This is a genomic window from Janthinobacterium kumbetense (genome assembly GCF_023703445.1).
In the GTDB taxonomy this organism is placed as follows: Bacteria; Pseudomonadota; Gammaproteobacteria; order Burkholderiales; family Burkholderiaceae_D; genus Janthinobacterium; species Janthinobacterium kumbetense.
The window spans coordinates 1-12,405 of sequence record NZ_JAMQGR010000002.1 but is presented as its reverse complement, the minus strand read 5'-3'; the positions used below and the strand labels follow the sequence as shown (position 1 = coordinate 12,405).

Sequence of the window (12,405 nt, the reverse complement as noted above, 5' to 3'; positions counted from 1 at the left end):
CGGTGAAACTGGCGGCTTGCCATCATATTTACTGCAAATGAACTAATTTTTCTTTAACTAAACTAAAATTGCCGAACCGCTCTTTTAGATCGCGCCCAACGTGCAAACCCTCGATCCTCGAACGATTATGCTGATGACCACGCTGATGTGCGGGGCGATGAGCATCGTCATGTTCTCGGTGTATCGCAGTTTCCGGCGCGAGGTGCATGGCCTGGGGCATTGGGCGGCCGGCTTGCTGTTGCTGGTGTGCGCGTCCCTGCTGTTCGGCACCCGCGAGGTGCTGCCGCCGGCATTGTCCATGATCGCGGCCAATGCGGCGCTGGTGGCCGGCATCGGCCTGTCGATGCTGGGCACGGAGAAATTCTTTGGCCTGGCGCCCAGCCGCCGCACCTATCTGCTGATACTTGCCCTGGCCATCGCCGGCAATAGCTGGTGGTTGCTGGTGCACCCCGATTTCTCGGCGCGCGTGGCGGTCTTTTCCCTGCTGGTCTTCCTGTTTTATGCGCGCCAGGTGCAACTGGTGTGGCGCCACGGCGAGCGCCATTTCTCGAGTTTTTTCTTTGCCGCGCTGATGCTGATGCAAGCCGTCGTGGTGCTGGCGCGCGGCGTGTCTGCCTTGCTGCATGGCGGCGCCAGCGTGAACCTGACGGTGGCCGGCACGCCGGCCGGCATCTATCTGGCGGTCGCCAATTTCATGGCGCTGCTGCTGACGGTGGGCTTCATGACGATGGCGACGCGCCGCCTGCAGCAGATACTGGAGCGCCGCTCGACCCACGATCCGCTGACCCAGGTGCTGAACCGGCGCGGCTTTGGCGACGCCTATGCGCGCGAGATAGACAATCTGCGCCGCCGCCGCTTGCCGTTGACATTGCTCAGCATCGACCTCGATTACTTCAAATTGATCAATGACCGCCACGGTCACGCGGTGGGTGACCGGGTGCTGGCGCATGTGGCCACCGTTATCAAGGGCGCCTTGCGCGAATCGGATTGCGTGGCGCGTTTCGGCGGCGAGGAGTTCGTCGTGCTGATGCCGGACATGCCGGCGCATAGTGCGTTGGGCGTGGCCGAACGCATCCGCGCCTTGCTGCGCGAGCCCAGTCATACAGGGCTGCCACCGTGTACGGTCAGCATCGGCGTCGCTAGCCAGGCGTCGGTGGTGGAAGGGCTGGAACAGCTGTTGTCGCGCGCCGATGCGGCCCTGTACCTGGCCAAGGAGCGGGGGCGCGACCGCATCGAACTCGATACCGCCGCGTTTACTGTGGACCGGACAAGGTCCGCAGCTGGAATTGGTACTGCTCGTTGAACAGGAAGGTTTCGGAGAAATCGAAGGTCCGGGCGTGGCGGCGCATCAGGTGTGCCGCTGGCGGAAAGAGGGTGGGCACGCGCCGCACGGCGGCCAGCGCCGCGGCCGATGCTTCGCTGTCGCGCGAACGGTGCACGTGCACGCTTTTCAGCTCGCCGTCCGGGCCCACGCTCAGGTCGAGCACGACGATGGCAGGGAGCATGGGCGGCAGGCGCCCGCTGAACGTGTAGGCACTGTTGGCGGCCATGATCTGCTGCGCCACCAGCGACTTGTAGGCGTCGATGCTGTCCGCGAGTTGTTTCGCGGCCGGCGTGCGCGGGGGCGTGGACGTGGGCGTGCTCACCGCCGGCGGGGCCGCAGTCTGGCAGGCCGACAGCAGGCTGGCGGCGGCAAGGACGATAATTCCGTATCTCATGACCGCCAGCCTACCATGGTTTAACTGAACAGGCGTTCCAGCTCCACGCCGGGGTCGGGCGCGCGCATGAACGCTTCGCCCACGAGGAAGCTGTGGATGTGCGCATCGCGCATGCGTTGCACGTCGGCCGTGCCGTGGATGCCCGATTCCGTGATGATCAATTTGTCTTGCGGGATGCGCGGCAAGAGATTGATGGTCGTGTCGAGCGACGTTTCGAAGGTGCGCAGGTTGCGGTTGTTGATGCCGATCAATGCGCTCTTGAGTTTCAGGGCCGCCGTCAGTTCGTCGCCGTCGTGGCTTTCGATCAGCACGCCCATGCCCAGTTCGTGGGCGCACGCTTCCATCTCCGCCATCAGGCCATGGTCGAGCGCCGCGACGATCAGGAGGATGCAGTCGGCGCCCATGGCGCGCGCTTCATAGATCTGGTACATGTCGACCATGAAATCCTTGCGCAGCACGGGGATGGCGCAGGCGGCGCGCGCCTGCTGCAGGTATGCCACGGAACCCTGGAAGAACTGCTCGTCCGTCAGTACGGACAGGCAGGCTGCGCCATGCGCGGCATAGCTGGCGGCGATATCAGACGGGCGGAAGTCGGCGCGAATGACCCCTTTCGATGGCGATGCCTTTTTTACTTCAGCGATGATGCCGGGTTTGCCGGCGGCGATGTGCTGGCGCAGGCTCGCTTCGAAGCCGCGCAGGCCGGCGCGCAGGGCGTTGTCGCTTTCCACGTCGCCGCGCAGGCTGGCCAGGCTGCGGCGGGCCTTGGCCCTGGCCACTTCATCGGCTTTCACGGCCAGGATTTTATCGAGTATGTCGGACATGATGGTCGCTATTCTATAAAGGAGGGCGGCAGCTTACGCTTGCGCCGGGGTGCCCAGTTGTTGCGTGACCTGCACGAATTGCGCAAGTTTCGCCAGGGCCGCGCCCGAACTGACGGCGCTGCGCGCGCGCGCCAGGCCGTCTTCGATCGAACTGGCCACGCCGGCCGCGTACAGCGCCGTGCCCGCGTTCAGGGCCACGATGTCGGCCGCCGCACCGGGCTCGCCGCGCAGCGCTTCCATCATCTTGGCTTTCGATTCCACGGAATCGGCCACCTTCAGGTTGCGGCTGGCGATCATCGACATGCCGAAGTCTTCGGGATGGATTTCATATTCGCGGATTTCGCCGTTGACCAGTTCACCGACCATGGTGGCCGCGCCCAGCGACACTTCATCCATGTTGTCGCGGCCATACACGACGATGGCGTGCTGCGCGCCCAGGCGCTGCAGCACGCGCACCTGGATGCCGACCAGGTCGGCGTGGAACACGCCCATCAGAATATTCGGCGCGCCGGCGGGATTGGTCAAGGGGCCCAGGATATTGAAGATGGTGCGCACGCCCAGTTCCTTGCGCACGGGCGCCGCATGTTTCATGGCCGCGTGGTGATTCGGTGCATACATGAAGCCGATGCCCGTTTGCGCGATCGACTGGGCGATCTGCTCGGGCTGCAGGTTGATGTTGACGCCCAGCGAGTCCAGCACGTCGGCGCTGCCGGACGAGGAAGAGACGCTGCGCCCGCCATGCTTGGCCACGCGCGCGCCGGCTGCCGCCGCCACGAACATCGAGGCGGTGGAAATATTGAACGTGTGCGCGCCGTCACCGCCCGTGCCGACGATGTCGAGCAGGTTGGTGGTGTCGGCCATGGGCACCTTGGTGGAAAACTCGCGCATCACTTGCGCGGCGGCGGCGATTTCGCCGATGGTTTCCTTTTTGACGCGTAAACCCATGGTGAGGGCGGCGATCATGGTGGGCGACATTTCGCCGGACATGATCTGGCGGAACAGGTACAGCATTTCGTCGTGAAAGATCTCGCGGTGTTCGATGCAGCGCAGCAGGGCTTCTTGTGGTGTGATCGGCATGATGCTTCCTTCTTCAATGATGGCGCAGGAGGACACTGATGGCACGCCGTGGCGTGCGCGGAAAATCAGCGCTCGAGAAAGTTCTTCAGCAGGGCGTGGCCGTGCTCCGAGAGGATCGATTCGGGGTGGAACTGCACGCCCTCGATATCGTATTCCCGGTGGCGCACGCCCATGATTTCGCCGTCGTCCGTCCACGCCGTTACTTCCAGGCAGGAAGGCAGCGAGGCGCGTTCGATCGCCAAAGAGTGGTAGCGGATCACTGTGAAGGGGCTGGGCAAGTCTTTGAAAACGCCCACGCCCGTATGCGCGATGAAGGAAGTCTTGCCATGCATGACTTGCTTGGCGCGGATGACGTTGCCGCCAAACGCTTCGCCGATGGCCTGGTGGCCCAGGCACACGCCCAGTATCGGCTTCTTGCCGGCGAAGTGCTTGAGCACTTCCACGGAAATGCCCGCCTGTGCCGGCGCTTTCGGACCGGGCGAGATGCAGATGCGGTCCGGGTTCAGCGCCTCGATCTGTGCGATCGTGATTTCATCGTTGCGGTAGACCCGCACGTCTTCGCCCAACTCGCCGAAATACTGCACGATGTTGTAGGTGAAGGAGTCGTAGTTGTCGATCATCAGCAGCATCTTAAAACCCTCCATCCAGGCCATCTTGCACTTGTTCGGCGGCGCGCAGTACGGCGCGCGCCTTGTTTTCCGTTTCCTGCCATTCCATTTCGGGGATGGAGTCGGCCACGATGCCGGCCGCGGCCTGCACGTACAGCATGCCGTCCTTGACCACGCCCGTGCGGATGGCGATCGCCACATCCATTTCGCCGCCAAACGACAGGTAGCCGCAGGCGCCGCCGTAGATGCCGCGCTTGGTGATTTCCAGTTCGTCGATCACTTCCATGGCGCGCACTTTCGGCGCGCCCGTCAGGGTGCCAGCGGGGAAGGTCGCGCGCAGCACGTCCAGGTTCGACAGGCCGTCTTTCAGCTTGCCTTCCACGTTCGAGACGATGTGCTGCACGTGCGAGTATTTTTCGATGACCATGCGGTCGGTGACTTGCACGCTGCCCGTTTCGGCGATGCGGCCGATATCGTTGCGCGCCAGGTCGATCAGCATCACGTGCTCGGCGATCTCTTTCGGGTCGGCCAGCAGCTCGGCCGACAATTCGGCGTCGCGCTCTGGCGTGGCGCCGCGCGGACGGGTGCCGGCGATGGGGCGCAGGGTGACTTTCTTGCCGCCGTCCGCCGTCTTCTCGTTGCGCACCAGAATTTCCGGCGAGGCGCCGATGATCTGCATGTCACCGAAATTATAGAAGTACATATACGGCGACGGGTTGAGCGAACGCAAGGCGCGGTACAGAGTCAGCGGCGAATCGACGTAAGGTTTGCGGATGCGCTGGCCGATCTGCACCTGCATCAGGTCGCCCGCCATCACGTATTCATGCGCCTTGGCGACGGCCTTCAGGTAATCTTCCTTGGAAAAGTCGCGGATGGTTTCCGTGCGCACGGAAGCGCTGGTGACAGGCGCATCGACACCGCGGCGCAGCATCATGCGCAAGTCCTTCAGGCGCTGCTGCGCTTTCGAAAACGATTCGGGTTGCGTGGTGTCGGCGTAGACGATCAGGTAGAGCTTGCCGGACAGGTTGTCGATGACGGCCAGTTCTTCCGTCACCATCAGCTGGATGTCGGGCAGCTTCAAGTCATCTTTCGGCGCGCCGCCGGCGAGTTTTTTCTCGATGTGGCGCACGGTGTCGTAGCCGAAGTAGCCGGCCAGGCCGCCGCAGAAGCGCGGCATGCCGGGGCGCAGGGCCACCTTGAAGCGCGACTGGAATTGTTCGATGAAGTCGAGCGGATTGCCTTCGTGTTCTTCGATTACGGTGCCGTTCTTGACGATTTCGGTGCGTTTGCCATAGCTGCGCAACACGGTCGTGGCGGGCAAGCCGATGAAGGAATAGCGGCCGAAGCGTTCGCCGCCGACGACGGATTCGAGCAGGAAGGTGTTCTTGCCGCCTTGTTGGGACTGTGCCAGTTTCAGGTACAGGGTGAGCGGGGTTTCCAGGTCGGCGAACGCTTCCGCGATCAGGGGGATGCGGTTGTAGCCTTGCTGGGCCAGCGATTTGAATTCGAGTTCGGTCATGTTTCTCTCCATGCCGTCAGGGTATGAGTGTGCATAGTGCACAAACCCTGCGGTGGGTTATCAAAAAACTTGCCGGGACACGCAACGTGCGCAATATGCGCAAACGACGTGTGTACAACCGGCAGCAATCGTAACGGCTCGGCCCTTAAGCCTGCCAGGATTGCCAGCGTCGCCAAAGCCAGGCCTCAATCGAGCCGGTTTGGGTGACATTGTGTTTTTTGATGAGAAACGTGTTCACGATATGGTGTTGGGTTTGGTCAGTATGCCGGTTAGTTTTGCATGCCAATAAAACGGGCTGCTTCGAGCAGTGTCTTTACTATACCATCGGAATCGGTATCGTGTATAGAGTGTCCGTGATTGTAGCCATACGGTACCGTCAGTACGGGGCAAGCCGCAGCCCTGGCCGCTTGCGCGTCATTCGAGGAGTCGCCGATGGCCACCACTTTGGATGGCGGCAAGTCGAAGTCCGCGCACACTTGCAGCAGCGGCATGGGGTGCGGTTTTTTCTGCGGCAGCGAATCGCCGCCATAGACGATCTCGAAATACTGGTCCAGGTTTTTCAGTTTCAGCAGGGGCAGGGCGAAGGCGATCGGCTTGTTGGTGACGCAGGCCAGGCGCAGGCCCGCCGCCTGCATCGCCGCCAGCCCTGCTTCGACCTCAGGATACAGGGTGCTGAACTGGCCGTTGATGGCCAGGTAGTGACGCTGGTAGCCCTCCATCGCCTGCTCGAAACGCTGTTCCACGCCGGCGTCATCGAAGTCGAGCGCCAGCACGGTGCGGATCAGGTTTTCCGAGCCCTTGCCCACCATCAACTTGATGGCGTCGGCGCTGATGGGCGCCAGGTCCAGTTCGGCGCGCATGCCATTGATGGCGACATGAAAATCGGGCACGGTGTCGAGCATCGTGCCATCGAGGTCGATGATGGCGGCGCGCACGCCAGCCAGTACGTGGTCTTTCACCATGCCCGTTTGCATCAGTTGCCCACCGTTTTGGCCAGTTCGGCGCGCATGGCGTCGATGACTGCCTTGTAGTCCGGCTTGCCGAAGATGGCCGAGCCGGCGACAAAGGTGTCGGCGCCGGCGGCGGCAGCGGCGGCGATGTTGTCGATCTTGATGCCGCCATCGACTTCCAGCATGATGTCACGGCCCGATTCGTCGATCATGCGGCGCGCTTCGGCGATTTTCTTCAGCGCTTGCGGAATGAAGGACTGGCCGCCGAAGCCCGGGTTGACGGACATGATCAGGATGATGTCGATCTTGTCCATCACGTGTTCCAGGTAATGCAGCGGCGTGCCCGGGTTGAAAACCAGGCCCGATTTGCAGCCATTGTCGCGGATCAACTGTAAGGAACGGTCGACGTGATCCGACGCTTCCGGGTGAAAGGTGATGATGTTCGCGCCAGCCTTGGCGAAATCCGGGATAATGCGATCGACAGGCTTGACCATCAGATGCACATCGATGGGTACTTGCACGTGCGGGCGGATCGCTTCGCACACCAGCGGGCCGATGGTCAGGTTCGGCACGTAATGGTTATCCATCACGTCGAAGTGGATGATGTCGGCGCCGGCGGTAACGACGTTGCGCACTTCCTCGCCCAGGCGGGCAAAGTCGGCGGACAGGATGCTGGGAGCGATACGGAATGTTGTCATGGTGAAGTAGCCAAAGGATAGAAAATGCGATTTGCGCTATTTTACGCCTGACGCCGTTACCATGCCTCATTGAAGTAAGGTGAAATACAGAATACGCATCGTGCGATGGCCAATGCGTCGCGCGCGACACACAATATGACTGGCAATGTCTGAAGAGGAATGACGATGGCGACTTATGAATTTACGGTAACGGTCAAAACGCAATATTTGCCCGATCAATCGGCACCGGACCAGGGGCGGCACGTGTTCAGCTACACGATCCGCGTCGTCAACACGGGCACGGCTGGCGCGCAACTGATTTCGCGCCACTGGGTCATCACGGATGCGAACAACAAGGTGGAAGAGGTGCGCGGCCTGGGCGCCGTCGGCCACCAGCCGCTGTTGCAGCCGGGCGAGCAGTTCGAATACACGAGCGGCACCATGCTGGGCACGCCGCAAGGCTCGATGCACGGCGAATACTTCTGCGTGGCCGAAGACGGCCATCAGTTCGAAGCGCCGATTCCCGAGTTCGTGCTGTCGGTGCCGCGTACCCTGCATTAAGGAAACGCCGGGGGGGCTTGCCCCTTATTTCAGTTTTTCGGTGGCGTCCTGTTCTTCACTGAGCTGCTTGCGTGCCGGCGGTGCGGGCTTTTTGCCCGAATACATGGTCCACCAGACTATAAATGCCAGCAAGAAGAACGCCACCAGCGCCTCTATCATCAAGATCCACATACGCATCCCTATGTTATTTACCCGCAGCCCATTTACCAGCCGTCTGTTTACACGCGGTAGTCTACCCGTTTCAATCGGCGCCGTCGCGCTTGTCTTGTCCGCCTGCACCACGCCGCCCGTCGCGCCGCCCGCTGCTTCCAGCGGCAAGGCGCCCGCCATTGCGCCGACCGTCGTCAAGCCTGTGCCTGCCAAGCCGGCCGATGCCAAGGATGCCACGGATGTGGCGGCGCCCACCTTCGTGCCCGCCAAGTTTGCCGCCTTGCCAGGCTGGGCCCGCGACGACATGCGCGCCGCCTGGCCCGCCTTCATGGCTTCGTGCGGCGTGCTGGTGAAACGGCCGGACTGGAAGGAATCGTGCACGATTGCGCGCCAGGTCAATGCCGACAGCGACAAGGCCATCCGCCTGTTTTTCGAGACCTTCTTTGTGCCAAATCAAGTCGTCACCGCCGATGGCGCCAATACTGGACTGGTGACCGGTTATTACGAGCCATTGCTGCACGGCGCGCGCAAGCGCGGCGGTCCATACCAGACACCGCTGTACAAGGTGCCTGACGATCTGGTCTCGGTGGACTTGTCCGGCGTGTATCCGGAACTGAAAAACATGCGCTTGCGGGGCAAGCTGGTCGGCAAGAAGGTGATACCGTACGCAACCCGCGCCGACATCGAGCGCGCCACGTCCGTCACGGGCAAGGAATTGCTGTGGGTGGATGACGAAGTCGAGGCGTTCTTCCTGCAAGTGCAGGGTTCCGGGCGCGTGCAGCTGACCGATACGCAGGAAACCGTGCGCGTGGCGTACGCGGATCAAAACGGCCATCCGTATAAATCGATCGGCCGCTACCTGGTCGACAAGGGCGAGCTGACCCTGAGCCAGGCGTCCGCGCAAGGCATCAAGGCGTGGATTGCCGGCCATCCCACGCGCAAGGATGAATTGTTCAACGCCAACCCGAGCTATGTCTTCTTCAAGGAAGAGCGCTTGCCCGATCCGAAAGTGGGGCCGAAGGGCGCGTTGGGCGTGCCGCTGACGCCGCAGCGCTCGGTAGCCATCGATTCGCGCTTCCTGCCGCTGGGCGCGCCCGTGTTCTTGTCCACCACGCAAGCCAATAGCGAAATTCCCATGCAGCGCCTGGTGATGGCGCAGGATACCGGCGGCGCCATTCGCGGGCCGATCCGGGTCGATTATTTCTTTGGCTTTGGCGCGGAAGCGGCCGAGAATGCGGGCCGCATGAAACAGAGCGGCGCCGTGTGGGTGTTGTTGCCGAAGCAGGCGCCGGCGCGCTGATTGTCTCGCGGCGCCGGGCGGGGATTGCGCTAGCGCAAGGTTAGCGCAGGACCATGACGGGTAAATGGGTGTGGGCTAGCACTTTTTGCGTTTCGCTGCCCACGAACAGCTTGTTCAAGCCCTTGCGGCCATGCGAGGCCATCAGGATGATGTCGCAATGGTAGGTTTGCGCCGCATTGACGATTTCATCGTGCGGGCTCGGCGACACGGCCACCACGCCTTCGAAAGGCACGCCAGCAGCGCTTGCCGCTGCGCCGATCTTGTCGATGGCGCGTTGCGACGCTTCCTGCATCTGCTGTTCATACAGGCTGGCGTCGAGCACGATGCCGCCGTCGGCCATCGGCGAGAACGGGAAGGGCTGCACCACGCTGATGGCGACCAGCTTGGCTTTGTTCAGTTGGGCGAAGGCGAGGGCGGTCTCGGCGGCTTTGTCGGACAACGGCGAGCCGTCGGTGGGAAATAAGATGGTGTTAAACATAGCGTGCTCCTCAAGTGATGTAAGACAGCTTATGGATTTACATCAATTAAAACCTTGATATAAATCAAACCTCACAGGCTTTGGCGTGAATAGTGTCGCCAAGGCAATCTTTTAGCAGTGTATGCCCGTTCATCGCTTCAGGTGCGCACGCTACGCAGCGGCGTGCCCCACACCATGGCCACCGTCAACAGGATGCTGCCGGCCGCGATGCAAGCGAGACCATTGCGCACTCCAAAGTGTTCCGCGATCCAGCCGGCGGCCAGCGCGCCCAGCGGCGCCGTCGCCACCGTCAGGAAGCGCATGGTCGACGTCATGCGGCCCAGCATGGGATCGGGCGTCACCTTCTGGCGCAGGCCCAGGTAGGGAATAAAGAACAGCATCACGCCGCAATCGAAAAAGAACATCAATATGGCATACGCCACGGCGCTGGCGGCCGCGCTGCCGAACAGTGCTGCCGGAATCGTCGGCGTCAGGGCAAAGCACACGGAGGTGGATGCCAGGCCGATCAGGATGGTGCGGCCGGCGCCGTAGCGCTTCGTCAATGGCTTGACGATGAAGGCGCTGAGCAAGACGCCGGCACCGCCCAGCATCTGCGTCATGCCCAGCACGCCAGGACTCATGCCCAGGTCGCGCGTGGCGAACAGCACCGTCAAGGCCATGCTGGCGTAAAACAGGAAGTGCCAGATGCCGGCGCCCCAGGCCAGCGCGCGCAGCAGCGGTTCGCGCCACACGAACAGCAAGCCGTCGGCGATGTCGCGCAAGGCGTGCTTGTCGGATGGCGCCGGGCGTGGGTCGCGCACGCTCATGGCGCGCAGATTGAAGACGGAAATCAGATAGCCGCACGCCGTGCACAGGATGGCGACGGGCGCGGACAGCACTTGCACCAGCACGCCGGCCAGGCCGGGACCGATCAGGCGCGAAGCCGATTCGGTGGCGGCAAATTTCGACTGCGCATCGATCAAGCCATCGCGGCCCACGAGGAAAGTCAGAAACACCTGCTCGGCACCGCCGCCCACGACGAAGCCCGTGCCGATGATGAACCCTACTATATATAACCACGGCATCGACAGCACGCCGCACCAGTAAGCCACTGCCACGCTGGCCAGGGCCAGGCCGGACATGCTTTCGCTGAACAGCATGATCGGGTGCTTGCTGCGCCGGTCCAGCAGCACGCCGACGGGCAAGCCGAACAGGGCGAACGGCAACGCCTGTAAGGCGACCAGCACGCCCATCTGTTCCGGCGTCGCATGCAATAACAGTACCGCGCACAGGGGCAGGGCCAGCGAGGTGATCTGGGCGCCGAAGCAATTGAGGCCGTTGCTGAACCACAGGCGGCGGAAATCGACGCTGGCGGCGCTGCCGTCGCCGCGCAGGTAATGGGCGCAGTACTGGAAGAGGGAGGAGAAAATATCTTGCTCGATATGAAAATGATCAGGCTCACAATAATAGCAGCGCACCTGCCGCGCCGCTGCCGTTAGCCGCTACAATCGTTGTCACCGTGTTCATCCAGAGGAGACTATATGCAATACGAAGACTTGATCATCGATATCCAGGACAAAGTGGCGCTCATCCGCCTGAATCGCCCGAAGGCCTTGAATGCCTTGAACGACAACATGATGAATGAGCTGGGCGATGCCTTGCTGAAATTCGACGCGGATGACAATATCGGCTGCATCGTGCTCACGGGCAGCGAAAAAGCGTTTGCCGCCGGCGCCGACATCGCCGCCATGGCCGATTACACCTACCCGGACACCTTTACCCAGGGCTACATCAGCCGCAACTGGGAACATATCTTGCGCGTGCGCAAACCTGTGGTGGGTGCGGTGGCCGGCTATGCGCTCGGTGGCGGTTGCGAACTGGCCATGATGTGCGATTTCCTGATCGCCGCCGACAGCGCCAAATTTGGCCAGCCGGAAATCAAGGTCGGCGTCACGCCGGGTGCGGGCGGCACGCAGCGCTTGCCGCGCGCCATCGGCAAGGCCAAGGCCATGGATCTGCTGTTGACGGCGCGCACCATCGACGCAGCGGAAGCGGAGCGCATCGGCCTGGTGTCGCGCGTCGTGCCGGCAGATAAATTGCTGGAAGAAACGCTGGCCGCCGCCAAGACCATTGCCGCCATGCCGACCTCGGTTGCCATGATGATCAAGGATTGCGTCAACCGCGCCTTTGAAACGACGTTGACCGATGGTGTCGCCTACGAGCGCCGCTTGTTCCAGGCCGCCTTCGGTACGCCTGCACAAAAAGAAGGCATGCACGCTTTTCTGGAAAAGCGCTTGCCAAACTTCGACGGTCTTTGATATGATTCGCCTCCCCGATGAGACGCACTGGTTTGCGGCACAAAAGGGACAGCCTTCAGGGGCTGGGTAGTAAAAAGAAGGTTGACGAAATGGCCGAAACGCTTCATACTCTTCCTTCTTCGCAGCTGACAAACACAACGCTTTGTCGATAGCGCGAAAGCAGTACCGAATACAGTTCTTTAACAATTAACAGTCGATAAGTGTGGACATTTGATGTAAGTGCAGCGTCAATCTTCGGATTGGCGTCAA

The 12,405-nt window shown here is 61.7% G+C and carries 14 protein-coding genes; 4 read left to right on the top strand and 10 right to left on the bottom strand.

Annotated elements, in window-relative coordinates; genetic code table 11:
* The first annotated feature begins 133 nt into the window (after positions 1–133).
* The gene (locus NCG91_RS07430; RefSeq protein ID WP_251349242.1) at positions 134–1,303 is read left to right on the top strand and encodes a GGDEF domain-containing protein; all 1,170 of its coding nucleotides are present in this window, start codon (positions 134–136) and stop codon (positions 1,301–1,303) included.
* On the opposite strand, the gene NCG91_RS07425 is transcribed toward NCG91_RS07430, so the two are convergent.
* The 7 genes from NCG91_RS07425 to rpe all read right to left on the bottom strand — a co-directional run bounded on the left by NCG91_RS07425 (position 1,254) and on the right by rpe (position 7,391).
* Positions 1,254–1,718 (bottom strand): hypothetical protein, encoded by a 465-nt coding sequence (locus tag NCG91_RS07425; RefSeq protein WP_251349241.1) that lies wholly within the window; start codon positions 1,716–1,718, stop codon positions 1,254–1,256. The genes NCG91_RS07430 and NCG91_RS07425 overlap by 50 nt on opposite strands.
* A 20-nt stretch (positions 1,719–1,738) precedes the next feature.
* Positions 1,739–2,539: an indole-3-glycerol phosphate synthase TrpC gene (gene trpC / locus NCG91_RS07420; protein WP_251349240.1), complete on the bottom strand. Its 801-nt coding sequence runs from the start codon at positions 2,537–2,539 to the stop codon at positions 1,739–1,741.
* Between the two features lie 33 nt (positions 2,540–2,572).
* Positions 2,573–3,616 carry an anthranilate phosphoribosyltransferase gene (gene trpD / locus NCG91_RS07415; RefSeq protein ID WP_251349239.1) on the bottom strand — a complete coding sequence of 348 codons (1,044 nt, stop codon included), beginning with the start codon at positions 3,614–3,616 and terminating at the stop codon, positions 2,573–2,575.
* Positions 3,617–3,681: 65 nt separating this feature from the next.
* A complete protein-coding gene (locus tag NCG91_RS07410) occupies positions 3,682–4,245 on the bottom strand; it encodes an aminodeoxychorismate/anthranilate synthase component II (RefSeq protein WP_077399324.1) in 564 nt (187 codons plus the stop codon).
* A 1-nt stretch (position 4,246) separates the two neighbouring features.
* Positions 4,247–5,743: an anthranilate synthase component I gene (trpE, locus tag NCG91_RS07405; RefSeq protein ID WP_251349238.1), complete on the bottom strand. Its 1,497-nt coding sequence runs from the start codon at positions 5,741–5,743 to the stop codon at positions 4,247–4,249.
* A gap of 269 nt (positions 5,744–6,012) precedes the next feature.
* On the bottom strand, positions 6,013–6,705 hold the full coding sequence (locus NCG91_RS07400) for a phosphoglycolate phosphatase (protein ID WP_251349237.1): 693 nt from the start codon (positions 6,703–6,705) through the stop codon (positions 6,013–6,015).
* Between the two features lie 11 nt (positions 6,706–6,716).
* Positions 6,717–7,391 (bottom strand): ribulose-phosphate 3-epimerase, encoded by a 675-nt coding sequence (rpe, locus tag NCG91_RS07395; RefSeq protein ID WP_077399332.1) that lies wholly within the window; start codon positions 7,389–7,391, stop codon positions 6,717–6,719.
* Positions 7,392–7,556: 165 nt separating this feature from the next.
* On the opposite strand from rpe, the gene apaG reads away from it, so the two are divergent.
* Positions 7,557–7,931, top strand: coding sequence for a Co2+/Mg2+ efflux facilitator ApaG/CorD (gene apaG / locus NCG91_RS07390; RefSeq protein WP_034785627.1), 375 nt, complete (start codon positions 7,557–7,559; stop codon positions 7,929–7,931).
* Between the two features lie 24 nt (positions 7,932–7,955).
* Here apaG and NCG91_RS07385 read toward each other — a convergent pair whose 3' ends face one another.
* Positions 7,956–8,102 carry a hypothetical protein gene (locus NCG91_RS07385; protein WP_167468630.1) on the bottom strand — a complete coding sequence of 49 codons (147 nt, stop codon included), beginning with the start codon at positions 8,100–8,102 and terminating at the stop codon, positions 7,956–7,958.
* 10 nt (positions 8,103–8,112) lie between these two features.
* On the opposite strand from NCG91_RS07385, the gene mltA reads away from it, so the two are divergent.
* On the top strand, positions 8,113–9,381 hold the full coding sequence (gene mltA, locus NCG91_RS07380) for a murein transglycosylase A (RefSeq protein ID WP_285817086.1): 1,269 nt from the start codon (positions 8,113–8,115) through the stop codon (positions 9,379–9,381).
* 40 nt (positions 9,382–9,421) lie between these two features.
* On the opposite strand, the gene NCG91_RS07375 is transcribed toward mltA, so the two are convergent.
* Complete coding sequence (locus NCG91_RS07375; RefSeq protein ID WP_034785626.1) at positions 9,422–9,859, bottom strand: universal stress protein; 438 nt, start codon at positions 9,857–9,859, stop codon at positions 9,422–9,424.
* 137 nt (positions 9,860–9,996) lie between these two features.
* Positions 9,997–11,316: an MFS transporter gene (locus NCG91_RS07370; RefSeq protein WP_251349236.1), complete on the bottom strand. Its 1,320-nt coding sequence runs from the start codon at positions 11,314–11,316 to the stop codon at positions 9,997–9,999.
* A 63-nt stretch (positions 11,317–11,379) separates the two neighbouring features.
* On the opposite strand from NCG91_RS07370, the gene NCG91_RS07365 reads away from it, so the two are divergent.
* Positions 11,380–12,156, top strand: a complete 777-nt coding sequence (locus NCG91_RS07365; RefSeq protein WP_251349235.1) for an enoyl-CoA hydratase — start codon at positions 11,380–11,382, stop codon at positions 12,154–12,156.
* Positions 12,157–12,405: the final 249 nt, after the last annotated feature.